At 68.6% G+C, this 23,602-nt stretch carries 28 protein-coding genes; 11 read left to right on the top strand and 17 right to left on the bottom strand.

All coding sequences use genetic code 11. The features are described 5' to 3' along the window. The first annotated feature begins 35 nt into the window (after nucleotides 1-35). The 6 genes from AAY78_RS05770 to AAY78_RS05795 all read left to right on the top strand — a co-directional run bounded on the left by AAY78_RS05770 (nucleotide 36) and on the right by AAY78_RS05795 (nucleotide 5,735). Nucleotides 36-395, top strand: a complete 360-nt coding sequence (locus AAY78_RS05770; protein WP_017828216.1) for a holo-ACP synthase — start codon at nucleotides 36-38, stop codon at nucleotides 393-395. Next, nucleotides 392-1,498 (top strand): alanine racemase, encoded by a 1,107-nt coding sequence (gene alr, locus AAY78_RS05775; protein ID WP_046747369.1) that lies wholly within the window; start codon nucleotides 392-394, stop codon nucleotides 1,496-1,498. The genes AAY78_RS05770 and alr overlap by 4 nt, the downstream gene beginning before the upstream one ends. After that, nucleotides 1,495-1,977 (top strand): tRNA (adenosine(37)-N6)-threonylcarbamoyltransferase complex ATPase subunit type 1 TsaE, encoded by a 483-nt coding sequence (tsaE, locus tag AAY78_RS05780; protein WP_046747370.1) that lies wholly within the window; start codon nucleotides 1,495-1,497, stop codon nucleotides 1,975-1,977. The genes alr and tsaE overlap by 4 nt, the downstream gene beginning before the upstream one ends. Then, nucleotides 1,974-2,777, top strand: a complete 804-nt coding sequence (locus tag AAY78_RS05785) for a response regulator transcription factor (protein WP_046747371.1) — start codon at nucleotides 1,974-1,976, stop codon at nucleotides 2,775-2,777. Before tsaE ends, AAY78_RS05785 begins: the two co-directional genes overlap by 4 nt. Nucleotides 2,778-2,985: 208 nt before the next feature. Further along, complete coding sequence (locus tag AAY78_RS05790) at nucleotides 2,986-4,584, top strand: sensor histidine kinase (protein WP_046747372.1); 1,599 nt, start codon at nucleotides 2,986-2,988, stop codon at nucleotides 4,582-4,584. After that, nucleotides 4,581-5,735: a hypothetical protein gene (locus tag AAY78_RS05795; RefSeq protein WP_046747373.1), complete on the top strand. Its 1,155-nt coding sequence runs from the start codon at nucleotides 4,581-4,583 to the stop codon at nucleotides 5,733-5,735. Before AAY78_RS05790 ends, AAY78_RS05795 begins: the two co-directional genes overlap by 4 nt. On the opposite strand, the gene csrA is transcribed toward AAY78_RS05795, so the two are convergent. The 14 genes from csrA to AAY78_RS05865 form a co-directional block, all read right to left on the bottom strand. Next, on the bottom strand, nucleotides 5,736-5,987 hold the full coding sequence (csrA, locus tag AAY78_RS05800; RefSeq protein ID WP_046747374.1) for a carbon storage regulator CsrA: 252 nt from the start codon (nucleotides 5,985-5,987) through the stop codon (nucleotides 5,736-5,738). Between the two features lie 4 nt (nucleotides 5,988-5,991). Then, entirely contained in the window at nucleotides 5,992-8,052 is a 2,061-nt protein-coding gene (locus tag AAY78_RS05805) for a flagellar biosynthesis protein FlhA (protein WP_046747375.1), read from the bottom strand. After that, nucleotides 8,049-9,140, bottom strand: coding sequence for an EscU/YscU/HrcU family type III secretion system export apparatus switch protein (locus tag AAY78_RS05810; RefSeq protein ID WP_046747376.1), 1,092 nt, complete (start codon nucleotides 9,138-9,140; stop codon nucleotides 8,049-8,051). Before AAY78_RS05810 ends, AAY78_RS05805 begins: the two co-directional genes overlap by 4 nt. Then, entirely contained in the window at nucleotides 9,137-9,898 is a 762-nt protein-coding gene (locus tag AAY78_RS05815; RefSeq protein WP_046747445.1) for a flagellar biosynthetic protein FliR, read from the bottom strand. Before AAY78_RS05815 ends, AAY78_RS05810 begins: the two co-directional genes overlap by 4 nt. Before the next feature lie 4 nt (nucleotides 9,899-9,902). Continuing rightward, nucleotides 9,903-10,175, bottom strand: coding sequence for a flagellar biosynthesis protein FliQ (gene fliQ / locus AAY78_RS05820; RefSeq protein WP_017828226.1), 273 nt, complete (start codon nucleotides 10,173-10,175; stop codon nucleotides 9,903-9,905). Then, nucleotides 10,172-10,987, bottom strand: coding sequence for a flagellar type III secretion system pore protein FliP (gene fliP / locus AAY78_RS05825; protein WP_046747377.1), 816 nt, complete (start codon nucleotides 10,985-10,987; stop codon nucleotides 10,172-10,174). Before fliP ends, fliQ begins: the two co-directional genes overlap by 4 nt. Next, complete coding sequence (locus tag AAY78_RS05830) at nucleotides 10,984-11,448, bottom strand: FliO/MopB family protein (RefSeq protein ID WP_231589666.1); 465 nt, start codon at nucleotides 11,446-11,448, stop codon at nucleotides 10,984-10,986. The genes fliP and AAY78_RS05830 overlap by 4 nt, the downstream gene beginning before the upstream one ends. A gap of 32 nt (nucleotides 11,449-11,480) precedes the next feature. Continuing rightward, nucleotides 11,481-12,140 carry a flagellar motor switch protein FliN gene (gene fliN / locus AAY78_RS05835; protein ID WP_046747378.1) on the bottom strand — a complete coding sequence of 220 codons (660 nt, stop codon included), beginning with the start codon at nucleotides 12,138-12,140 and terminating at the stop codon, nucleotides 11,481-11,483. Continuing rightward, nucleotides 12,137-13,069 carry a flagellar motor switch protein FliM gene (locus AAY78_RS05840; RefSeq protein WP_052748665.1) on the bottom strand — a complete coding sequence of 311 codons (933 nt, stop codon included), beginning with the start codon at nucleotides 13,067-13,069 and terminating at the stop codon, nucleotides 12,137-12,139. Before AAY78_RS05840 ends, fliN begins: the two co-directional genes overlap by 4 nt. A 49-nt stretch (nucleotides 13,070-13,118) precedes the next feature. Beyond that, on the bottom strand, nucleotides 13,119-13,928 hold the full coding sequence (locus AAY78_RS05845; RefSeq protein WP_046747379.1) for an OmpA/MotB family protein: 810 nt from the start codon (nucleotides 13,926-13,928) through the stop codon (nucleotides 13,119-13,121). After that, nucleotides 13,925-14,734, bottom strand: coding sequence for a motility protein A (locus tag AAY78_RS05850; protein ID WP_046747380.1), 810 nt, complete (start codon nucleotides 14,732-14,734; stop codon nucleotides 13,925-13,927). Before AAY78_RS05850 ends, AAY78_RS05845 begins: the two co-directional genes overlap by 4 nt. After that, nucleotides 14,734-14,982, bottom strand: a complete 249-nt coding sequence (locus tag AAY78_RS05855) for a flagellar FlbD family protein (RefSeq protein WP_046747381.1) — start codon at nucleotides 14,980-14,982, stop codon at nucleotides 14,734-14,736. Before AAY78_RS05855 ends, AAY78_RS05850 begins: the two co-directional genes overlap by 1 nt. A 146-nt stretch (nucleotides 14,983-15,128) precedes the next feature. Continuing rightward, complete coding sequence (locus AAY78_RS05860) at nucleotides 15,129-16,829, bottom strand: long-chain-fatty-acid--CoA ligase (protein WP_046747382.1); 1,701 nt, start codon at nucleotides 16,827-16,829, stop codon at nucleotides 15,129-15,131. Between the two features lie 43 nt (nucleotides 16,830-16,872). Then, on the bottom strand, nucleotides 16,873-17,271 hold the full coding sequence (locus AAY78_RS05865) for a hypothetical protein (protein WP_156172617.1): 399 nt from the start codon (nucleotides 17,269-17,271) through the stop codon (nucleotides 16,873-16,875). Nucleotides 17,272-17,345: 74 nt separating this feature from the next. Here AAY78_RS05865 and AAY78_RS05870 point away from each other — a divergent pair, with 74 nt between their 5' ends. Then, a complete protein-coding gene (locus tag AAY78_RS05870; protein WP_231589667.1) occupies nucleotides 17,346-17,483 on the top strand; it encodes a hypothetical protein in 138 nt (45 codons plus the stop codon). Between the two features lie 12 nt (nucleotides 17,484-17,495). Here AAY78_RS05870 and AAY78_RS05875 read toward each other — a convergent pair whose 3' ends face one another. Continuing rightward, entirely contained in the window at nucleotides 17,496-17,777 is a 282-nt protein-coding gene (locus tag AAY78_RS05875) for an ArsR/SmtB family transcription factor (protein WP_046747384.1), read from the bottom strand. A gap of 143 nt (nucleotides 17,778-17,920) precedes the next feature. On the opposite strand from AAY78_RS05875, the gene AAY78_RS05880 reads away from it, so the two are divergent. The 4 genes from AAY78_RS05880 (at nucleotide 17,921) to AAY78_RS05895 (ending at nucleotide 21,910) form a co-directional block, all read left to right on the top strand. Beyond that, nucleotides 17,921-19,222 carry an NAD(P)-binding domain-containing protein gene (locus tag AAY78_RS05880; protein ID WP_046747385.1) on the top strand — a complete coding sequence of 434 codons (1,302 nt, stop codon included), beginning with the start codon at nucleotides 17,921-17,923 and terminating at the stop codon, nucleotides 19,220-19,222. Nucleotides 19,223-19,394: 172 nt separating this feature from the next. After that, entirely contained in the window at nucleotides 19,395-20,492 is a 1,098-nt protein-coding gene (gene arsB / locus AAY78_RS05885) for an ACR3 family arsenite efflux transporter (protein WP_046747386.1), read from the top strand. Further along, on the top strand, nucleotides 20,489-21,478 hold the full coding sequence (locus AAY78_RS05890) for a metalloregulator ArsR/SmtB family transcription factor (protein ID WP_046747387.1): 990 nt from the start codon (nucleotides 20,489-20,491) through the stop codon (nucleotides 21,476-21,478). The genes arsB and AAY78_RS05890 overlap by 4 nt, the downstream gene beginning before the upstream one ends. A gap of 24 nt (nucleotides 21,479-21,502) precedes the next feature. Beyond that, nucleotides 21,503-21,910, top strand: a complete 408-nt coding sequence (locus AAY78_RS05895) for an arsenate reductase ArsC (protein WP_046747388.1) — start codon at nucleotides 21,503-21,505, stop codon at nucleotides 21,908-21,910. A 58-nt stretch (nucleotides 21,911-21,968) separates the two neighbouring features. Here AAY78_RS05895 and AAY78_RS05900 read toward each other — a convergent pair whose 3' ends face one another. Beyond that, nucleotides 21,969-23,129 (bottom strand): flagellar hook protein FlgE, encoded by a 1,161-nt coding sequence (locus tag AAY78_RS05900; protein WP_046747389.1) that lies wholly within the window; start codon nucleotides 23,127-23,129, stop codon nucleotides 21,969-21,971. 25 nt (nucleotides 23,130-23,154) lie between these two features. Next, complete coding sequence (locus AAY78_RS05905; RefSeq protein WP_046747390.1) at nucleotides 23,155-23,592, bottom strand: flagellar hook assembly protein FlgD; 438 nt, start codon at nucleotides 23,590-23,592, stop codon at nucleotides 23,155-23,157. Nucleotides 23,593-23,602 lie beyond the last annotated feature (10 nt).

The following is a 23,602-nucleotide window of genomic DNA, read 5'->3' on the forward strand; positions in this document are numbered from 1 at the left end:
ATTTCAACGAGATTCAGGCTCGGTAGGCTGAACGGGTGATCATCGGAACCGGCATCGACCTCGTGGACATCCCGAGGTTCGAGCGGACGATGGAGCGGACGCCGCGACTTCGCGAACGCCTCTTCGCCCCGTCGGAGCGCACGCTACGTCTGCCTTCCCTCGCCGCGCGCTATGCCGCCAAAGAGGCGTTGATCAAGGCTCTGGGCGGATCCGACGGTGTGCACTGGACCGAGATCGAGATCGCCTCGGAACCCTCCGGTCGCCCGCACTTCGTGCTCTCCGGGTCGACGGCCGCCGTCGTCGAGGAACGGGGCATCCTCACACTGCATCTGACTCTCACCCATGACGCCGGCCTCGCCGCGGCGTTCGTCGTCGCCGAAGGAGCACCGCTGTGACCGTCCCGTTCCGAGAAGCGACCATCGATCTCGATGCCATCGCCGACAACGTGCGGCACTTCCGGCGCCTCACCGGCGTCGAGGTGATCGCCATCGTGAAAGCCAACGCCTACGGTCATGGTGCGGCTTCGGCAGCGGTGGCCGCGCTCTCGGCCGGTGCCACGCGGATCGGCGTCGCCGAGATCCCCGAGGCGCTCGAGCTGCGCAGACAGGGCGTGCACGCGCCGATCATGGCGTGGTTGCATGCGCCGGGGGAGAGGTTCGAGCACGCCGCGGCACAGGACATCGAAGTCGGGATCTCCTCGTTCGATCAGCTCGAGGCAGCCGGCGCGGCAGCCGCTGTCGACCGGCCGGTCGGAGTGCACCTGAAGCTCGAGACCGGGCTGTCGCGCAACGGTATCGCCCCGGCGGACTGGGGACGTGTGCTGGCGGAGGCGGCGCGGCTCGAGCGCATCGGGCGCCTGCGCATCGTGGGACTGTTCAGCCATCTCTCCAACACCTCCGTGGACGACGACAGGGCGGCGCTCGCGAAATTCGAAGAGGGGGTCGCCACCGCTGCGTCGTTCGGCGTCCATCCCGAGATCCGACACATCGCCGCCACGGCAGCAGCCATAGACCTGCCCGAGATGCGCCTCGACGCCGTCCGCATCGGCGTGGGACTCTACGGCCTCTCGCCCTTCGACGACCGCAGTTCAGCGGAACTCGGGCTGCGGCCGGCCATGACCCTCCGGGGCGCGATCGCCGCCGTCCGTCGCGTGCCGGCGGGAACCGGGGTCTCCTACGGCTATGACCATCGCACCGACCGCGACACGACCCTGGTGCTCGTTCCTCTCGGCTACGCCGACGGGGTGCCCCGCAACGCCTCGGGGAAGCTTCCGGTCTCGATCGGCGGGCGCCGGTTCCTCAACGTCGGACGGATCGCGATGGATCAGTTCATCGTCGACGTCGGGGACACGCCCGTCTCGATCGGGGATGAGGTGGTCCTGTTCGGCGACCCCACCCTCGGCATGCCCTCGGCTGCGGACTGGGCCGAAGCCGCCGACACCATCAACTACGAGATCGTCACCCGGATCGGCCCCCGGGTGCCTCGGAGGACGTCGTGAGCGTGGATCCCGCCTTCCTCGGCCGCCGGGAGATCGCCACCGCCGAGGAGATGGAGCAGCTGGGTCTGCGCATCGGCGAGCATCTCGAGGCGGGCGACCTGCTCGTGCTGACCGGTCCTCTCGGCGCGGGGAAGACCACCTTCACCCGCGGTCTCGCCGAGGGGCTGGGGGTGCGCGGACCGGTGCAGAGCCCGACCTTCGTGATCGCCCGCACTCATCCCTCCCTGGTCGGCCGAGCACCACTGGTGCACGTCGACGCCTACCGGCTCGGCTCGGCTGCTGAGCTCGACGACCTCGACCTCGACCTCGAGCGGTCCGTCGTGGTGATCGAGTGGGGGCGTGGCATGGCCGAGGAGCTGGCGGACTCGTGGTGGGACATCGAGGTGGAACGGCCCGTCGGAGCGGCGGATGTCGACCCGTCCGAGCTGGATGCCGACGCGCCGCGCTTCGTCACGATCACGCGCGAGAGCGCCTCGTGAGCTCGGGGGACGTCCGCGCCCTGGTCGCCGTGATCATCGAGGACGATCCCGGTGTGCGCTCCCTGCTCGACGAGGTCTTCCTCGCGGCGGGCTTCGAGACGATCCTCACGGGGTCGGGTGTGGACGGTCTCGAGGCCGTCGAGCGGCACCAGCCGGTGATCACGACCCTCGACATCAACCTGCCCGGCATCGACGGCTTCGAGGTGGCGCGGCGCATCCGTCGAGTCAGCGACACCTTCATCATCATGCTCTCGGCGCTCTCCGACGAGTCCGACGTGGTTCTGGGGCTCACCTCCGGTGCCGACGAGTATCTGGTGAAGCCGTTCCGCCCGCGCGAGCTGCGTGCCCGCATCGAGGCGCTCCTGCGTCGTCCTCGACTGCCGGACGTCCGCAGTGCGTCGAGCCTGCGTGCTCCGGTCGAACCCGAGCCCGTGGCCGACGGCGCGACCGTGCTCACCTGGCGTGGGCGGGTGCACCGGGACCTCAGCCTCGACCTCGACACGCGGATGGTCCTGATCGGGCAACGGCGGATCGACCTCACCCCGACCGAGTTCGATCTGCTCGCCGCATTGCTCGAGGCGAAGCAGCGCGTATGCAGCAAGGCCGAGCTCGCCCGGGGGTTGCGCGGCCTTCCCCCGGGCTCGATCGACTACGTGAGCGAGCCGGACAAGCGCGCGATCGAGACGCACATCGCCAACCTGCGGCGAAAGCTCGGTGACAGCACGAGCGCCCCTCGCTACGTCGAGACCGTGCGCGGGGTCGGCTACCGCCTGACCCCCGCAACGATCGAAACGAACTGACCGGGGCGGAGCCGCGGCTCCCCAGCCGCGGCCCCGGATGCCTGCGAATCCCCACTCGCCTGGCCCCGGCGTCTGCGTTGTTCCCCAGTCGCAGTTTCGGCCCCACTCAGAATGCTAGGGGTGCGAGGCCGCCCGAAGAGCGGGCTGCACCGATCTTTGAGTAATCTTGCGGGAAAGCTGAGGATCGACCGGAGGGCGGGCGAAGAGCATGATCCGCACCGTCTCGATCTGGCGATGGCAACTGGTGTTCATGGGCAGCATCGTCGCCATCGTGGTGATGATCACCGCCTTCAAGCCCCAGACCTTCGCCAACCCTCTGATCGTCACGGGGATCGCCCTCGTCGTCGTGACCACTCTGGTGACTCTGGCCGTGCCCTGGCATCGACTCCCGCACAGCGCGGTGGCTGCCATCCCGCTCCTGGACGCCCTCGCCGTCGGCTTCACGACGAACGCGCCCGACATCCGCCTGGGCTTCCTCTGGGTCTTCCCCGTGGTCTGGCTGGCGACCTACTTCTCCCTGCCGTGGGTGCTCGGAGGCATCGCCTTCATCAGCGGCACTCTCGTGGTCTTCGCGGATCAGAACGGCACTCCGGCGGACATCCTGCTGCGGCTGTTGACGCTCGTGATCACCCTCGGGTTCCTGGGCGTCACGGTGCGCATCGGCGCTCAGCGCTCTCGTGCGGCACGCCGACTTCTCCAACGGCGGTCGGAGCAGGTCAATCGCGCGGCCGAGCGCGCCGAAGCCAACCAGCGCAGGGTCACGCAGATCGTCGACGCGCTGGGCGCCGCGCTCGTCGTCGTCACATCGTCCGGTCGCATCCTGCAGATGAACGACGCGTACAGGTCTCTGTACGGGCGCGACCGCTTCGGCGCCGCTCTGCCCTCCGCCTCGGTCGAGTACGACGCGCGTCGCGGCCATGCCGTGCCGCAGACGCGCACGACGCTGGCGAGGGCGGCGCGCGGAGAGACGTTGCAGTCCGAGCGGGTCTGGCTGTTCGACGGCGGTGGACAGTGGAGGGCGCTGGAGGTGAGCACACAGCCGATGGCCACGGCCGGCGAGGGGGAGGACATCACTCTCGTCGTGATCGATGATGTGACCGCGATGCTCGAGGCCGAGGAGGAGCGCAGGGCGTTCACGGCGGTCGTCTCGCACGAGCTGCGCAACCCGCTCACCGCGATCATCGGCCACGTGGAGCTGCTGCGCGAACGCGAGGACCTCCCGGGGAGGGTGCCCGCTCAGCTGGAGATCATCGCGCACGCGGGCGATCGTATGCAGGAGCTCGTCGGGAGCATCCTGGAGCAGACGAGCCATACGGCCCCGGAGCCGTTCGCTCCTGTGGACCTGCGCGAACTCGTCGAGGCGTCCGCCGCTTCGTACTCACCGCTCATCGCCGGCAGCAGACAGACCCTCACCGTGGAGGGGGAGGGCGGACTCGTCGTCTCCGGCGACGCTTTCCGCCTGCGCCAGGTGCTGGACAACCTGCTCAGCAACGCCGTCAAGTACACCCCCGCCGGAGGGATCATCACCGTGGACCTCTCGACAGGGCCCGACGGGTACGCGGAACTCGCTGTCTCCGACAACGGGACGGGGATGTCCCCCGAAGACCTCTCGCGGGTGTTCGAGCCCTATTTCCGTGCGGAGAGCGCGATGCGTGCCGGCATCGGCGGAACGGGGCTCGGGATGGGGATCGCCAGGGAGATCGTCGCCGCCCACGAGGGCACGATCGATGTGGTCAGCGAGGCCGGCACCGGAACCAGGGTGACACTGCGGTTCCCGCATCACCGAGCGAAGGAGAAGCACACATGAGTCCGCTCGTTCCGGTGAACGTCGACATCACCACCAGCATGGTGGCCGTCGTCACCGTGCTCACAGCGCTGGTGGTGGGGCTCGGAACGCTCGCCCGCCCGAGCCGTGCGACGGTGACCTGGGCCGGTGCGTTCGGGCTCGGCATGCTCGGGGCCTACCTGTGGCTGGCCGGGCAGCAGACCGATGAGCAGATGCTGCGCGCCGCGGCCTCTGCGCTGATGCTGTGCTTCGAGCCGCTGGTGTGGATCGGACTGCGGCTGCACTTCGGTCGCCGCGCATCCTGGTGGGCGGTGACCCCCTTCCTGGTGGCCGCCCCCGTGCTTCTCGTGGCGACGACCGAGACGCCCTGGTATCTGCCCACTTTCCACGTCGTCTTCCTCGCCAGCGGGGTGTTCGCCGGCATGGTCGCGTACGAGCTCCTGCGCGGACGGCCCGTGGCCAGGGACATCGTGCTGCCGCTGGCTCTCGCCTCGTGCGGATTCGTGGTCGTGGCGGTCGTGAGCGCCGCCTCCGCCCTCGTCGTGGGCGGTGCGGGAACCCAGGAGCAACTGAGCGCGCTGCGCGGCATGAACGCCGTCGGGACCCTCGTGGTGAGCACCTGCGCGGCCTTCACCCTCGTGCTGCTGGTGCGCGTGGGGGAGAAAGCCGCTACCGGTCGCAGCACCGACGGGGCGGATCGCGCCCGCAGACGTCTGCGCAAAGCCGAAGCGCAGAACGACCAGCCGTGGTCCGTCCTCGACATCCGCCTCGACGATCCGGTCGACCTCCGCGAAGCATCGACCGGAGCGGAGTTCGCCCGCATCGTCGATCGCTTCCACGACGACATCGAAGACGCGCTGCCGGCATCAGCGGACGCCGATCGGATCGAGGACGGGCGGGCCGTGGTGATCATCCGTGGCAGCGACGAAGCGGTGCGGTATCACCTGCGCGGCATGCTCACCCGCATCGCCATGCTCGAGAAGGACGCCTCAGCGAGCGGTATCCGCTCCTCCGCCAGCATCGGCTGGGCGCCCGTATCCGTCGTCGGCTACGACTACGACCTGCTGCGGGCAGCGGCGGACCGGGCCGCGGTCAGAGCCAGGGCGGCGGGCGGCGATCAGTGGAAGCGCGCCAACGCGGACGACCTGAGCGGCGTGCGACCGGCGGGTTGACTACCGCGTGCGGGTCTCTCGTCCTCGCGCGAGGGCAGCGACGATCGCGCCTTCGGCGTCGTCACCCGTCTCGGCGGCGGCCGACACGTTCTCGGCGACCACGGCCTCGATGATCTCGGTCCTCTGGATGCGCGTCTCGCGCGGCGCCTTCACGCCGATGCGCACGCTGTCGCCCTTGATCTCGAGCAGCGTGACCTCGATGTCGCCGTCGATGCGCACGCTCTCACCGATCCGCCTCGTCAACACCAGCATTCGTTCAGCCTAGTGCTGCGGGGACGACGCCGACCGCCGGTGCGGGGATGTCGTGCACGACGCCCACCGTCTCGATCGTGAGAGCCGCGGCAGTCGCCTCGTTGTACGACAGCACGGGGAGGCCGTCGGTCTGCGCGGAGATGAGGCGCCGCACGGCCGGTCGCAACGAGGGTGCGCACACGAGCACCGGCTCGCCGCCTTCCCGCACCGAGGAGACGGCGTGCTTCACGGACTCGATCACGGTCTCCATGCGCTGCGGATCGAAGACGATCTGACTGCCCTCGTCGCTCGAGCGCAGGCTCTCGAGCATGGCCTGCTCCAGCAGCGGGTTGATCATGACCACGCGCAGGGTTCCGGCATCGGCGAAACGGGCGGCGATCGCCGGGCCGAGGGCGGCGCGGGCGGCCTCGATCAGGCCCTCCGGGTCGGTGGACACCCTGGCCCGCAACGCGAGAGCCTCGTAGATGCGGCTGAGGTCGTTGATGGGGACCCGCTCCGCCAGGAGGCCTTGCAGAACGCGCTGCACCTCTGCCAGTGAGAGCAGAGCGGGGGTGAGCTCCTCGACCGCAGCGGGCGAGACCTGCTTGAGGGCGTCGGTGAGCTGGCGCACGTCTTCGCGGCTGAGCAGTCGAGCGGCGTGGGCGTGGATGACGCTGGAGAGATGCGTGATGATCACACTCGCGCGGTCGATCACGGTGGCCCCGGCGAACTCCGCGCTATGGCGCATCTCCATGGGGATCCACTTGCCCTCGAGACCGAAGACCGGGTCGAGCGTCGCCGTGCCGGGAAGGCTGTCCAGCCCCTGTCCGAGCGCGAGCACCGACCCGACGGGTGCCGTACCGCGACCGGTCTCGACCCCGGCGATCCGGATGACGTAGGTCGCCTGCGGCAGCTCGATGCTGTCGCGGGTGCGCACCGGTGGCGCGACCAGCCCCAGATCGAGGGCGACACGGCGTCGGAGGGCTTTCACGCGTGCGAGGAGGTCGTCCGGGCCCCCGGTGACCAGATCCACGATGTCGGGGGCGAGCAAGATCTCGAGCGGATGCACACGCATCTTCTCGATGAGCTCCTCCGGCTGGTCGGTCGGAACAGTCGACGGGCTCTGCACCGCAGCCGCCTCTTCGCGTTTCTGGGTGGCCTTGATCCGCTGCGCGATCAGCAGCAGCGTCGCGCCGATCGCGACGAACGGCAGCATCGGCATGTGCGGGATGAGCGACATGATGATCGCGGCGCATCCGGCGATGATCAGCGCATTGCGGGACTGGCCGAGCTGGGCGGACGCCGCCGTCCCCATCTCCGCCTCCGCCGTGGAGCGGGTCACGATCATGCCGGTGGAGACGGCCATCAGCAGGGCGGGGATCTGCGTGACCAGACCGTCGCCGATCGTCAGCAGGCTGTAGGTGCTCACGGATTCGTCGATCGTCATGCCGTGCTGCACGATCCCGATGGCGATGCCGCCGACGATGTTGATGATGATGATGACGAGACCGGCGATCGCGTCGCCCTTCACGAACTTGGACGCACCGTCCATGGCTCCGTAGAAGTCGGCCTCGGCCGCCACCTCGGCGCGGCGCTCGCGGGCCTCCGCATCGGTGATGAGTCCGGCGTTCAGATCGGCGTCGATGGCCATCTGCTTGCCGGGCATCGCGTCGAGCGTGAATCGTGCGCCGACCTCGGCCACGCGCTCCGCACCCTTGGTCACGACGACGAACTGGATGACGACGAGGATGAGGAACACGACGGCGCCGATGATGAGCGAGCCGCCGACCGCGATGGCGCCGAAGGCCTCGATCACCTGCCCCGCATACGCCTCGCCGAGCACCAGACGGGTGGAGGCCACGTTGAGCCCCAGGCGGAACAGCGTCGCCACGAGCAGCAGCGAGGGGAAGACCGAGAAGTCGAGCGGCTTCTTCACGAACATCGACGTCAGCAGGATCACGAGCGCGAACATGATGTTCAGGATGATGAGGATGTCGAGCAGGAACGGCGGCACCGGCACGACGAGGAGCATGATGATGCCCACGACGCCGATCGGCACTCCGAGCTTGGGAAGCAGCTGTCTCATGCGGTCCTCCGGTAGGGAAGGGAGTGGATGCCGCGGGCGGCCCCGCGTCGTCGCAGCGAGTCGACGAACACGAGCACACGAGCCACGGCGTTGTACAGGTCTTCGGGGATCTCGTGCCCGAGCTCGCAGGCGGCGTGCAGAGCCCTGGCGAGGGTGATCTCGCGCACCAGTGGGACACCGGCGCGCACGGCCTCGTCGCGGATGCGCTCCGAGATCACGCCGCTGCCCTTCGCGACCACCTTGGGCGCGGCCCTGCCGGGTTCGTACCGCAGTGCCACGGCGATGTGGGTGGGATTGACCACCACCACATCGGAGCCGGCGACGGCCGCGATCATGCGGTTGCGGCTGACAGCGAGCTGCCGTGAACGGCGCTGCTGGCGGATGAGCGGATCGCCTTCGGAGTTCTTGCTCTCGTCGCGGATCTCGCGCTTGGTCATGCGCGTGTGCTTGCGGTTGCGTCGCATCACCACGAACATGTCGATCGCGGCGAGGGCCAGCCCCACGCCGATCGCGGTCTGCAGCAGGGCGGTCGTGCCTTCGCTCGCGGTGCCGAGCAGTCGGGTGACGGAGTGCGCCCCGCTCGCGGTCAGCACGGGCATCAGGCTCGCGATCACGAACCAGAGGGCGATGCCGATGGCGGCGGTCTTCATGAGGGCCTTGGCGCCCTCCCAGAGAGCCTGCATGCCGAACACGCGGCGCACGCCGTTGACGAGGTTGAACTGCTCGAAGCGGCCCGTCAGAGGGCGCAGGTGCACACCCCCCTGGATGACCGCGCCGATCAGCGTGACGATCGCGACGGCCGTCAGCATCACGGTGAGCGTCGGGAGCACGGAGGCCAGGCCGCGGCCGAGCGCTGCGAGCGCGGCCTCCGGCGTCGGCGCCGCGACCAGGGAGTCGAGCGTGAGCAGCTGCTCCGTCCCCGCCGATGCACCGAGCGCGATCGCGGCGGGCATCGTGACGGCCGCCGCGCCGATACCGAGCCAGGCCGTGAGGTCCTGACTGCGTGACAGGCGTCCCTTCTTCCTCGCTTCGCTGAGGTGCTTGTCCGTCGCCTTCTCGCTGCGTTCGCCGGTATCGGTCCCGCTCATCGGTGCACCCCCTGCATCATCCGCAGGGCGTTGGCGGCGAGGGCGTCGACGATGCCGGGGAGCACGGCGTACACGGCTCCGGCGAGCAGCAGAGTCAGGAGGATCTTCACCGGGAAGCCCATCGCGAACGCGTTCAGGGCAGGGGCGACACGGGTGATGAGCCCGAGCCCGACATCGGCGAGGAACAGCACGAGCACGAGCGGTCCGGCGATCTGCACGGCCGCCAGCACGAGCTGCGTCACCCCGTCGACGAGCAGTTCGGCAGGACCGGCCACCTGGAAGATACCGTTGACGGGCACGGCCTCGAAGCTCCGCGCGAGCCCGGCCAAAATCAGCTGGTACCCGCCCGAGGCGAACAGCAGCGTGAGCGCGGTGATGTGGAACAGCCGGGTGAACTGCGCGCCGTTGACCATCGAGTGGGGATCGAACGCCTGCGCGAGCTGGAACCCGCCGAAGACGTCGATCAGGCTCCCCGCGGCCTGGAGCGCGGAGAAGCACAGCAGCACCAGGAACCCCAGCAGGGCACCCGTGACGAGCTGCAGGACGAGCGCGCCGAGGAAGGGACCGGTGTCGAGGTTCTCGTACCCGGGGGCGACGGCGGTGCCGACGGCGAGGGAGAGCCCGATCGCGAGCATCGCCTTCACGCGCACCGGGATCGCCCCGTAGGAGAACGGCGGAGCGATCATGATGAAGGCCGTGATGCGCACCGCGGTGAGCATCGTGGCCTCCAGCCACGCGAAATCGATGGGGATGTACACGCCGTCATCCACTCAACAGCGAGGGGATACGGGCGAACATCTCGTTGGTGAAGGCGATCATCTCGGCGATCATCCAGTTGCCGGCGATCAACAGTGCGATGCCGACGGCGACGATCTTCGGGACGAACGACAGCGTCACCTCCTGCACCTGGGTGATGGACTGCAACAGCGAGATCGCGAAGCCGACGACGAGCGCGGTGACCAGGACGGGGGCGGCGAGCTTCGCCGCGATGATCAGTCCCTGCGTGCCGATGTCGATGACCGCCTCGGGGCTCATCCGACCCCTCCGTAACTCTCCAGGAGGGCTCTGATGATGAGCCCCCAGCCGTCGACGAGGATGAACAGCAGGATCTTGAACGGCAGCGAGATCATGACGGGCGGGAGCATCATCATGCCCATCGACATCAGCGCCGCTGCCACGACGAGGTCGATCACCAGGAACGGGATGAAGATCACGAAGCCGATGATGAACGCCGCGCGCAGCTCGGAGATCATGAACGCGGGGATGAGCGTGTACATCGGGACGCTCGAGGGGTCCTCGGGGTTGGGCTGGCCGGCCATCCGCGTCATGAGCGCGAGGTCCTCTTCGCGGGTGAAGCGGAGCATCCACTCCTGCAGGGGCAGCTGGCCCACGTCGATGGCCTGTGTGAACGAGAGCGAGCCGTCGATGTAGGGCTGCACCGCGACCGTGTTGATCTCGGTGAGCACCGGCCACATGATGAACAGCGACAGGAAGAGGGACAGCCCCGCCAGAACCTGGTTCGGGGGGATGGTCGGCAACGAGAGGGCGTTCCTGGTCATCGCCAGCACGACGAAGATCTTCGTGAACGACGACATCATCAGCAGCAACGCGGGGGCGACCGAGAGCAGCGTGATGCCCAGCAGGGTCAGGATCGACCCCGACGGACCGCCGTCGACGCCGTTGATGTCGATCGTGACGCCCTCGCCCTGATCGTCCGGGGTCACCTGTGCGTGGGCGGCCGTGCCCGCGATGAGGGTGAGGACCACGACGAGTGCGAGTGCCGCGGCGAGGATCAGCGCGATTCGTCGCAGTGCGCGCCCGTCGACGACCCCACGGGTGACGTTCATCGGGTGCGCCGGATGGCCTCGGCGGTCTGCCGCCACGTCTCGGGGGAGAGGATGGAGCCGCGCAGCGGATCGTTGCGGTGCCGCACGCGGCGCTGCGGCGCCGATGACTCCGGAGGGATGTCCGTCGATTCCGTCAGGGCCGCCGCGGCCAGGATCCGGTCGAACTCCGCGGCGTCGGACGCCGCTTCCGTGGTCGCCGGCGACCATGCCGGGCGGGGTCTCTCCTCCGAGGTGTCGGTCCGCTTGACCGGCAGCCGATCGACGACGTTCACGCCGTGCTCCGTGACGCCGAGCACGTATCGGGCGTCCTCGGTCTGGATCACGACGATCTGCGCCTTCGGGCCGACTCCCTGGCGTCCGAGCACCGTGATCGCCTCACTGTCGCGACGACGGGCCTGCGTGCGCGCGACACGGCGCTGCAGGAACCACAGCACTCCGAGTACTGCGGCGAGCGAGAGCACGACCCGCAGGCCGAGCAGGAGGTCGTCCAGGGTCAGGCCTCGACGTTCTCGAGGATGCGGGTGATGCGCACCGCGTAGTCCTGATCGACCACGACGACCTCGCCATGGGCGATGACGCGTCCGTTGAGCTTGATGTCGGCGGGGGCGCCGGCGGAGCGGTCGAGCTCGACGATGCGTCCGGGTTCCAGGTCCAGCACGTCGCGCACCGCCATCCTGGTGCGGCCGATCTCGACGGTGAGCTCCATCTCGACGCCGGCGATGCGGTGCAGCCGGCGGGACGGGTTCGCGGCTCCTGCCGGCGCGCGGGTGACGACGACGGCCAGGCGTCCGACCGTGTGATCGGCGTCGTCCTGCAGATCGAACAGCTGCACAGCCGGGTCCGCGAAGAGGGCGGAGGCATCGCCCACGGCGGCCTCGCCGAGAGCGCCGGAGCCCAGTGCGCTGGTCGCGGTCTCGAGGGCATCGCGCAACCGATCGGTGAGCGGTGTGCCGCCGAGCCCGTCGACCAGGATCTCCGGCTCGAAGAGCTGCACGGCGAGCTGGGCGCTGGCCTCGCCGACGAACTGCACGATCACGGCGTCGCCGGTGTCGCCCGAGACCTGGGAGGCGCGTGCGATGAGCGGGGAGGGCGTCGGGAGCGATGCGGCGAAGGCGGCGGCGACGGCGGACTCGTAGGTGGTGGTGCTGCTCACGCGGACTCCTCGGCGGATGCGGGATCGGGGACGGTGGTGGTGACGACACAGGCCAGCCGCGCGCCCGCGCTGCCAACGGCAGCGGTCGCGATGGTCTGATCACCGACGGTGAGGACCATCGGACGGTCGGCGGAGTGCGGGAAGGCGATGATGTCGCCCACAGCGAGATCGAGCACCTCGCGCGGCAGAACCGTTCGGGGTGCGAGCCGCAAAGCCACCTCGACCGGTGCCACCTCGACCTGGCGGCGGATCCGGTCGGGTGCGGCAGTGCGCTCGAGGTCGGGGGGACGCACGGTGAATCCGGCGAGCACCGAGGCGGGCAGCATCACGCTCGTCGGCACCGTGCGACCAGCCAGACGCATCGAGAACCGCGCGACGATGACGGGCTCACCGGCAGCCGCGACCTGCGCGAACTGCGAGCTGTACTGGATGCCGCTGAACGAGACGCCGACGGGGAGCAGACCATCGAGCGCCCCGGTGAGGTGGTCGATCGCGTCGACGATCAACGAGCGGATCAGGGCCTGCTCGATCGGGGTGAAGGTGCGGTCCTCCGAGGCGGTCGATGCCCGGCCGCCGACCATCTGCACGATCCACGCCGTCGCGGCGGAGGTGGGCAGCTGCACGATGAGGCGCTCTTCGGATTCGGGGAGCGCGCACACGATCATGGTGGTCGTGGTGGGGAGGGACTGGGCGTACTCGCCGTAGGTCATCATCCCGACGTGCTCGACCGCGATCGTGGCCCGCACGTGGATCTTCGCCGACAGCTGCGCCGACCACTGCCGCGAGAACGTCTCGAAGGCGAGTTCCAGGGCGCGGGTGTGCTCGCGGGAGAGGGTCGCGGAACGGCCGAAGTCGTACACCTCGACTTCGGGGGCCTTCGCCGTCGTCCCCGCGCGCACTTCGGAGCGCACGCTGTTATCGATCACCACGAACCGGACTATCGGGCGGTGATCGGCGTGCGTTAGGAGGGAAGGGTGCTCAGGAGGCCGGCTTCCCCGCCTGGGCCTGGGGGATGAGGGCTCGCACCTCCTCGTTCGCATCGGACAGGACCACGATGTCGACCCTGCGATTCTGGGCCAGTGCGTCCGGTGCATCTCCGGCGGCGACAGGACGCGTGTCGCCGAAGCCGACCGACTTGAGATGGGCGGGGGGAAGACCCGAGGCCTCCACGAGGTGTCGCAGCACCTGCGTCGAGCGGCCGGCGGAGAGCTCCCAGTTCGTCGGGTACGGGGCGACCGACCCACGCACGTCGGCGTGGCCCTCGACCGAGATCTCGTTGGTGGTGGTGACCAGTACGGAGCCGAGCGCATCGAGGACCAGGAGCGCCTTGTCGCTGAGCGTCGTGCTGTTCGTGTCGAAGAACGTCTCCGCGCTCACCAGCCCGATCGTGAGGCCGCGCTCGTCGATCGTGAACGTGACATCCGCCTCGAGACCGTTGTCGGCGAGCACCTGGCGCAGACGCTCGCGAAGCGCCGAGAGCTCGTTGAACTCGGTCTGCGCGGCGGCCAGGTCGACGTCGGCGAAGTCCTCGCCCTTCTCGTCGACCAGCTCCGGGGGCACGACCACGCCCGTCGTGGCGTCGATCTCGTCGGACGGCTCCTGCCCGAAGCCCGTGGCGAGAGAAGCGCTCAGAGCCTCGAACTTCTCCTGGTCGACGGTCGACATGGCGAACAGCACGATGAACATGCACATCAGCACGGTCACCATGTCCATGTAGGACGCCATCCACCGCTCGTCCGGACCGCTGTGCTCCTCCTGCGGCACGCGGCGACGGGCACGGACGCTCATGACGCCTGCTCCGTCTCCTCGGCTGCTGAGGTGCGGGCCTTCCGGCCGGATCGGGCAGCGGGACGCTCGGACACCAGCGCTCGCAGACGCTCGTTCACGAACTGGGGCGGAGCGCCGGCCTGGACCGCGAGCATGCCCTCCATGAGCACCGTCATGCGCTCGACTTCGAGCTCGCCGAGCCGCTGCAGGCGACCGCCGATGGGCAGCCAGATGAAGTTTGCCGAGAGCAGACCCCACAGCGTCGCCACGAATGCTGTCGCGATCATCGGACCGAGGGTGTCCGGCTTGTCGAGCTTCTCGAGCACGTGCGTGAGGGAGACGACGGTGCCGATGATGCCGACCGTTGGCGCGAAGCCTCCGAGCGTCATGTAGAAGCGTGAGGCGGTGCGGTTGCGGGCGGCGGTCGAGGTGAGCTCGTCCTCCAGCAGCGTGCGCAGGTCTTCCGCGTCCGTGCCGTCGGCGATGCTCTGCAGTGCCTGGCGCAGGAACGGGTCCTTCTCGTCCTCGAGTCCCTGCTCGAGGGCGAGGAGCCCTTCGGCACGCGCCTTCTCGGCGTAGCCGACCACCGTGTCGATCATGCTCGACGCGGTGCGGCGCTCACCGCGGAACGCGCGGGGGAGCGATTTGACCGCATGCAGCGCATCGCGCATGGTGCCGCTCGCGATGCCGACGGCGATCGTGGCTCCGAAGACCAGCACCATCGGGGCGGGGATCAGCAGCGATCCGAGGGTCGCGCCCTCGAGGTTGATCATGGCGATCAGGGCGCCGAACGCGAGGATCAGTCCGAGGATGAGAGACGGATCCATCAGAGACCGACCTCAGAAGCGGGGGCCACGGAATCGGTTCCCGCTTCGGCGATCAGGGCGGCGGCGGTTGCCAGCACCCCGGCGCGGAACCGGGTGATCTGCGCGATCACGTCATCCATCGTCTCGGTGACGACGAAGGTCGCACCGTCGACCATGATGAGCGTCGTGTCCGGCGTTGCCTGGACACGTTCGATCAGGTCGGGATTCACCGCGAACCGCGAACGGTTCAGGCGCGTGAGGACGATCATGGGCTCCATCCTGGAAAGATCCGTCCGCGTTCCGAAGAGCACAGACCCGACGGCCCGTCCTGGGCTGTCGGGGGTGACTGTCGGCCGGACGGCGTTGCGCGTTAGGCGGGCTCGCCGTCGGTGATCGACGCCAGGATTCAGCGGACTCAGCGGTCGGCGAGCAGCTGGTCGCGCACTTGGCGCCGCAGCACCTTGCCGATGAGGGACCGGGGGAGGTCGTCGACGGCCGTGATCCGTCGCGGCACCTTGTAGGGCGTGAGCCGGGTGCGGCAGAAGTCGCGCAGCGCATCGACCTCGAGAGCAGCTCCGTCGCGGAGCACCACTGCCGCGACGACCTCTTCTCCACCGTGCGGCTTGGGGAGACCGACGACCGCTGCGGCCTCGACATCGGGGTGGGCGACGAGCGCATCCTCCACCTCGCTCGGCGACACGTTGAAGCCTCCCGTGATGATGAGTTCCTTGAGCCTGTCGACGATGGTCACGAAGCCGTCGGGAGAGACCTGGGCGATGTCGCCTGTGCGGAGCCACCCGTCGGGCAGCAGCGCGTCGGCCGTCTCACCCGGACGACGCCAGTACCCCTGGAACACCTGCGGGCCGCGCAGGAGCAGTTCCCCTGGATCACCGGCGGACAGGTCGACATCGGGGTCAGCGGGGTCCACGATCCGGATCTCCGTGCTCGGGAAGGGCACACCGACGGTGCCGGGGCGACGTGTCGGGCCCATCGGGTTGCCGAGCGCCACCGGCGAGCTCTCCGTCATGCCGTAGCCCTCGACGAGCAGGCCGCCGGTCGCCTCCTCCCAGCGTTTCACCGTCGCGACAGGGAGGCTCATCGCTCCGGAGATGGCGAAGCGCACGGTCGAGAGGTCGATGGTCCCTCGGGCGGCTGCGCGGGCGAGAGCGTCGTAGATCGGCGGCACGGCCGGAAGGAACGTGGGTGGCGTCGTCCGTGCCGCAGCCGTGACCAGGCCCAGGTCGAACGCGGGGAACAGGACCAGCCGCGCTCCGATGCTCATCGCGAAGGTCAGGCACAGAGTCATGCCGTACGCGTGGAACAGCGGCAGCACACCGTAGAAGGTCTCCTCGCCGTCGACGAGTCCGGGCACCCACGCCCGCCCCTGCATCGCATTGGCTCGGAGGTTGGAGTGGGTGAGGATCGCTCCCTTCGGGACGCCCGTCGTGCCGCTGGTGTACTGCAGGAGCGCGGTGTCGTCCAAGGTCGGCCCCGGCACTCGGCGTGAGATGCGTCGGTGCGCAGCGAGCTGCTTCCACTCGATCAGGTGCCGCGCTTTCGGGGTGCCGGTGAGCTTCGCGCGGGCCTCGCGGGCTTTGGGCAGAGGCAGACGGAGAGCGAGGCGCTTCGACAGCGGCATCGCCTCGGTGATGTCGACGCTCACGATGTGCTCGACCCTGACGTCGGCGGGGAATCCAGCGATCGTGTCGGCGGACTTGTCCCACACGACGGCGACCCGCGCCCCATGATCTTCGAACTGGTGGCGAAGCTCGCGTGCGGTGTACAGCGGGTTGTGCTCGACCACGATCGCCCCGAGCCGGAGGATCGCATAGAACGCCACGACGTGCTGCGGAGAGTTGGGCAGTGCCAGGGCCACCCTGTCGCCGGCGCCGACCCCGAGCCGACGCAATCCCTCGGCGGCCCGTTCGACCTGCTCGCCGAGGTCACGGTACGACGTGACGGCACCGAAGAAGTCCAGCGCCGGTCGCCGAGAGAACGCCTTGACACTCGCGGCGAGCATCTCGGGCAGCGTCTGCGATGGTTCCTCGATCTCGGCGGGAACGCCGTCCGCATAGGAGTCGAGCCAGGGACGTGCGGCGAGCGGCGATGCGGACATGTCTTCCATCCTGCCCGCGAACACTGTGCGCGGACTCCGTGCCTCAGCCGACGAACAGCAGGACGACGGAGAAGACGACCGCACAGCCTCCGACCGCGGCCAGAGTGATCCCGAGCACCTGGAAGGCATGGAGCAGCGGTCGTCGGGGCTCGAACCGCATCAGGCCGGGGTGACGCGCGCTGACGAACGCGTCGACTTCCTCACGTCCGCGCCAGTGGGCGGACTCGTCGGAGCGGAGCGGGCGTTCCCGGAAATCGCCGGCCGCGAACCAGCGGGCGCGCGCCCGGCCGTCCTGCTCCTCGACGATGACGACCTCCTGAGGCAGCCAGGAGCCGTCATGCATCTTCACCAGGAGCACGATGACGAGCAGGGGCAGGCCGATGCCGAGCCCGATCCAGGACAAGACCTCGGCGATGGTGCCGAATGCGTCGAGGGCGTTCATCTCCGGCTCCGTTCTTCCGGATACGACAGTACCGGGGGAGCGCGGGGTGTTCGGATCAGCTGGGACCGGGCGACGTGTTCGTCGTGCCGCAGGGCGTGGAGCACTGCCCGCGAGCCGACGAAGAAGTGCACGCCATCCTCTTCGAGCCGAAGGGGACCGTCAACACGGGGGACGCCGGCGGGGAGATGACCTCGGAGCTCCGCGAGCTCTGACGATCGAGGTGCTCAGACCGCGTGGAGAGCAGCGGCAGCCGCATCCATCGCGTCGACGTTCAGAGCGAAGTACGCCCACTTGCCGCGCTGTTCTCGCGTGACCAGTCCCGCTTCCGCGAGCAGTTTCATGTGGTGGGACACCGTGCCCTGCGAGAGTCCCACAGGCTCGGTCAGGTCGCAGATGCACGCTTCTCCGCCAGCTCCGGCGGCGATGAGCGACAACAGTCGGACGCGCGTGGGGTCGCCAAGCGCTTTGAAGACCCGGGCAACGCGTTCCGCATCCTCGACGGTCATCGAGGGTGCTATGGGCGGAACGCAGCAGGATGTCGCTTCGATTGTCGTTGACACGGTCACGGGTCTAGTCTGCCACGTATTGACAATCTTCGATAGGTGAGCGACAGTCTTCATATTGAACTTTGTCAATGTGAGGAGATGTCATGTCTGAGTTACCTGTCGTCATCGTCGGAGCGGGTCCGCAGGGCCTCGCCGCCGCGGCGCATCTCGTCGAACGCGACGAGAACGTGATGGTGATCGAGCGTGGTGAGGGGCCTGCTGCTGCGGTTTCCGAGTGGGGACACGTGCGCCTGTTCTCGGCCTGGCCGGAGCTCACTGACGCTGCAGCACGTCGTCTTCTTGAGGCGACCGGCTGGGCTGCACCGGTGTCGGGATATCCGACCGGCGCCGACTGGGTGGACGGCTACCTGGCGCCTCTGGCGAATGCCTTGGGTGAGCGGGTCCACTACGCGACGACCGTCACTGGAGTCGCTCGTCACGGCCGTGACAAAGTCGTCGAGGGCGGGCGCAGGGGCCAGCCCTTCGTTGTGCATACGGTCAGCGCGGACGGACAGGAGTCGCGAGTTCTCGCTCGCGCTGTCATCGACGCGAGCGGCACTTGGGCTCTTCCGAATCCGGCGGGAGCGGATGGATATCCCGCCCTCGGGGAGGCCGCAGCATCGGATCTGATCTCGTACCGCATCCCGGTCGATGTGTCAGAGCTCGCGGGGTCGCACGTCGTCGTCGTGGGAGCGGGGCACTCTGCCGCGCACGCCGTCCTGAGATTGAGCGAGCTGGCACGACGGGCCCCTGGCACCCGCGTCACCTGGATGCTCCGTAGGGGGGCGGCAACGAACGTCTTCGGAGGCGGCGCCGGAGATGAGCTTCCCGAACGGGCCGCGCTCGGCTCTCGCGCGCGCAAGATGGTCGACGCGGGTGTCGTGGAGCTGGTGACCGGATTCCGGGTCGCCGCGTTCCGGCAGACCGCTGACGGGCTGACCGTGGTCGCCGAAGACGGGCGCGAGGTGGAAGGCGTCGGTCGCGTGTTCGCACTCACGGGCTTTCGGCCGGACACTGAGATGCTGCGAGAGCTCCGGATCGATCTCGATCCCGCGCTCGAGGCGGTCGCTGGCATCGCGTCCGAGATCGACCCGAACATCCACTCCTGCGGATCCGTGGGGGCCACGGGAGCGCGAGAGCTCGCGCAGCCGGAGCAGGGGTTCTTCATCGTCGGCGCGAAGTCCTACGGCCGGGCGCCGACCTTCCTCGCGTTGACCGGCTTCGAGCAGGTGCGAAGTGTCGCCGCGCACCTGGTGGGAGATCATGAGGCCGCAGGGCGCAGCGAGCTCGTCCTCCCCGATACCGGCGTGTGTGGGGGATCCGGCGACTTCGACGACGACGCGGGCAGCTGCTGTGCGGCTCCCTCGGCTATCCGGATCGGCGCGCGGCCCGTCACTGTCGGCTGATTTCGGGTGGCGGAAGGGCGGGGCTCCTCAGAGGAGGCCCGCCCTTCCGTGTCCAATCGACGAGTCAGGTTGCCAGGGTGCCCGGCAGATGAACTCCCCGAGCAGCGATTGCGTTCTATATTTATGAATGTCAATATAGACGTATGTCGATACAAGAAGCTGAGCTCTTCGCATGAGCACCGCAACCGTGCCCACCACCGCCCCGGCCGCTCGGCGTCTGTCCACCTTGGATCGGTGGTTGCCGCTGTGGATCGGCCTGGCCATGGTCGGGGGTATCCTCGTCGGCCGCTTCATCCCGGGCGTCTCCGATCTCCTGGCCGGCCTCGAGCTCGGTGGGATCTCCGTTCCTATCGCGCTCGGCCTGCTCGTGATGATGTACCCGGTCCTCGCGAAGGTCCGCTACGACAAGGTCGCCGCCGTCACGGGTGACAAGAAGCTGCTCATCTCGTCGCTGGTGCTCAACTGGATCGTCGGCCCTGCGCTGATGTTCGTCCTCGCCTGGGCGTTCCTGCCCGATCTGCCCGAGTACCGCACAGGACTCATCATCGTCGGGCTCGCGCGCTGCATCGCCATGGTCGTCATCTGGAACGATCTCGCCTGCGGTGACCGCGAAGCGGCCGCAGTCCTCGTCGCCATCAACTCGGTCTTCCAGGTCGTCGCGTTCTCGCTGCTGGGCTGGTTCTACCTCACCGTGCTCCCCGGCTGGCTGGGGCTGGACTCGCAGGGGCTGGAGATCTCGGTCTGGCAGATCGCACTGAACGTGCTGATCTTCCTCGGCATCCCCCTCATCGCCGGCTTCGCCTCCCGCCTCATCGGAGAGCGTGCGAAGGGGCGCGACTGGTACGAAGACCGCTTCCTGCCGAAGATCGGTCCCTGGGCCCTCTACGGGCTGCTGTTCACCATCGTGCTGCTGTTCGCCCTCCAGGGGGAACAGGTCACCAGCCGCCCGTGGGACGTCGCCCGGATCGCGCTTCCTCTGTTGGCCTACTTCGCGGTCATGTGGTTCATCGGCCTGTTCACCGGGAAGACACTCGGACTCGGTTACGCCCGCTCCTCGACCCTGGCATTCACCGCGGCCGGCAACAACTTCGAGCTCGCCATCGCCGTCGCCATCGGCACGTTCGGAGCGACGTCCGGGCAGGCCCTCGCCGGCGTCGTCGGCCCGCTGATCGAGGTCCCGGTTCTCGTCGGGCTCGTGTACGTCTCCCTCTGGGCGGCCCGCCGCTGGTTCCACACCGACCCGTACACCGCTGAAAGGATGCCGTCATGAACGTCACCGTTGCGACCGACACTGACACCTGCAGTCCCGTCGCCACCCATGCCATCGGTCTGGAAGCAGCCTCCTCAGTGGCGGCCACCCTGAAGGCGCTGTCGGACCCGCTGCGCCTGCGGATGCTGTCGGCCATCGCCTCCGACCCGCGCGGCGAGTCCTGCGTGTGCGACCTCGCCGAGCTCGCCGATGTCTCGCAGCCGACGGTCTCCCATCACCTCAAGGTGCTCAAGGACGTCGATGTCCTCACCTCCGAACGACGCGGAACCTGGGTCTGGTACCGCATCAACCCGACCAGGCGCGGGGCCGTCACCGCATTGCTGGACTCCTTCGCCCCCGCCTCGGTCGCACCCGGAAGCATAGACGACGACGGTCCACTGCGACCGGACTTCGACGCACGGGTGACCCGTCTCGCCGAGGAGCTCGCAGCGGAAGTTCCCGAACTCGAAGCAGACGTCGTCCTCACGACCGTCCGCGAGTCCTACACCGCGCTCGCACGCACCGCACGCGTCACCTCAGCACTCGTTCCGCTGACTGAGCGCTTCGCCCGTCAACGGCTCGCGGACCTGACCCGCGACCGCGAGGCTGCAGCACCCCAGGTGCTCTTCGTCTGCGTCGCCAACGCGGGGCGCTCACAGCTCGCTGCCGCTCTCGTGAACCAGCTGGCTGCCGGAAAGGTCGTCGCACGCTCTGCGGGTTCCGCTCCCGCCGACGTCGTCCACCCGCACGTCCGCTCGCTTCTCGCAGAGATCGAAGGCGACCAGGCTGCAGAGCGCTTCCCGAAGCCGCTCACTGATGACGCCGTGCGTGCAGCCGACGTCGTCATCACCATGGGGTGTGGTGATGTCTGCCCCATCATCCCCGGCGTCCGCTATGACGACTGGGCGGTCGGAGATCCTGCCCTCGCGTCGCGCGAAGGCGTCGAAGCCATCCGCGACGACATCGCCGAACGCGTGCGTGCGCTCGTCGACGAACTCCTCAACTGACAAGACCTCTCACCTGGAGCAACCATGACTGACACGACCACCAAGCCCTCGGTCCTCTTCGTCTGCGTGCACAACGCCGGACGCTCCCAGATGGCGGCCGGTTTCCTCCGCGACATCGCAGGGGACCGCATCGACGTCCGCTCTGCCGGTTCCATGCCCGCCGACCAGATCAACCCGATCGCGGTCGAAGCTATGAGCGAGCTCGGCATAGACATCACCTCCGAGCAGCCCAAGGTGCTCACGACCGAAGCCGTGCAGGCATCCGACGTCGTCATCACGATGGGATGCGGCGACGCCTGCCCGTTCTTCCCGGGCAAGCGCTACGAGGACTGGAAGCTCGACGACCCGGCAGGCCAGGGCATCGACGCTGTCCGCCCCATCCGCGACGACATCCGCGCGCGCATCGAACAGTTGGTGAGCGAGCTCGTCTGACGTCGGGGGAGCCGCGGCGCGCTCGTGAGCATGCAGGCCGCCGCGGCTCCCCGACGGCTCAGCGCTTGAGGTTCGTCAGCTCCTGCAGCACCTCGTCGCTCGTGGTGATGATGCGGGCGTTGGCCTGGAAGCCGCGCTGCGCGACGATCAGGTTGGTGAACTCCTGCGACAGGTCGACGTTGGACATCTCGAGCGCGCCGCTGATGATGCCGCCGAGACCGTCGGAGCCCGCCTGACCGAGCGTCGGCTCTCCGGAGTTCCCGCTCGGCCGGTACTGCGAGGAGCCCGCCTTCTCGAGTCCGCCGGGGTTGACGAATCCGGCCAGCGCGACGCGGGCGAGTACCTCGGTGTCGCCGTTGCTGAACGTGCCGACCAGGCTGCCGTCGTTCATCAGCGCGTACGAGCTCAGGGTGCCGGCCGGCTTGCCGTTCTGCTCCTTGATCGCGACGTCGCTGACATCCGCGAAACCGGTGACCGCTGAGAGGTCCACCGTGACACCACCGGAGACGATGGACGAGGCTGCGCCCTGCTTGCCGTCCGTGAACGTGAGAGCGGTGTTCGTGCCGCCCGGTTCGGTGACGTTCCAGCCCGTGGCCGTGCGGGTGAAGGTGAGGCGCAGCGAGGTCGCCGTACCCTCGGCGTCGTAGGTCTTGATGTCGCGCACCAGCTGCTCGCCCACGGCGGCACCCGAGGGCAGGTTCCCCGTGACACGCGCCGTCGTGGTCGCCGCGGCGGGGCTGAGTGCGCCGACCGGAAGTCGGATGTCGCCGATGCCCTGACCGGGGACGATGACGCCGTTCTGCGCCGTCCAGCCCTGGACAAGGGCGCCGTCTGCCGAGACCAGCTTGCCGCTCGCGTCGAACGAGAATCCACCGTTGCGGGTGTAGAGGGTCTCGCCGCCCGAGCGCACGACGAAGAATCCGTCTCCGGCGATCATGAGGTTGGTCGGCACGCCCGTGGGCTGCGGTGCCCCGGAGGCGAAGTTGGTGCTGATGCCGGCCACCTGCACGCCGAGGCCGACCTGGGCGGGGTTCTGACCGCCGGCGGCCTGCTGCGGCATCATCGAGTTGCGCACGAGCTGGGAGAGCGAGTCCTGGAACTGCACGGCCGAGGCCTTGAAGCCGGTCGTGTTGACGTTGGCGATGTTGTTGCCCGTGACGTCGAGCATGGTCTGGTGAGAACGCAGACCCGAGATTCCGGCGAACAGAGAGCGGAGCATGGTGATGCCTTTCTGGATGGACTGGTCAGGACTGCGGACGGGGAGCGACGGAGACGCCGGAGACGGCGTCGAGGGGGATGGAGGCCTCGCCGATGGTGACCAGCGGCACGGCGCCGGCGTAGGACACCGATGTGACGATGCCCTTCTGGGTGACACCCTTCTCATCGACGTACTGCGCCTCGTGGCCGATCAATGCCGCAGCGGTCTGACGCATGCTGAGGGCGAAGCTCTCGGTCGAGGTCGCCGTGAGGGCGGTCAGCTGCTCCATGGAGGCCAACTGCGTGGTCTGCGAGATCATCTCGTTGGTGTTCATGGGCGAGCTGGGGTCCTGGTTGGTCAGCTGCGTCACCAGGAGCTTAAGGAAGACCTCGGAGTCGAGCGTCTTCTTGCGCTCGGACGCGGGTGTGGTGCTGCCGGTCTGCACTCCCGAGGGCGGGATGGTGCCGGAGATCGGTTCGACCATGGTCGTGGGT

The sequence above is a fragment of the Microbacterium sp. Ag1 genome (genome assembly GCF_001005635.1).
Classification (GTDB): domain Bacteria; phylum Actinomycetota; class Actinomycetes; order Actinomycetales; family Microbacteriaceae; genus Microbacterium; species Microbacterium oxydans.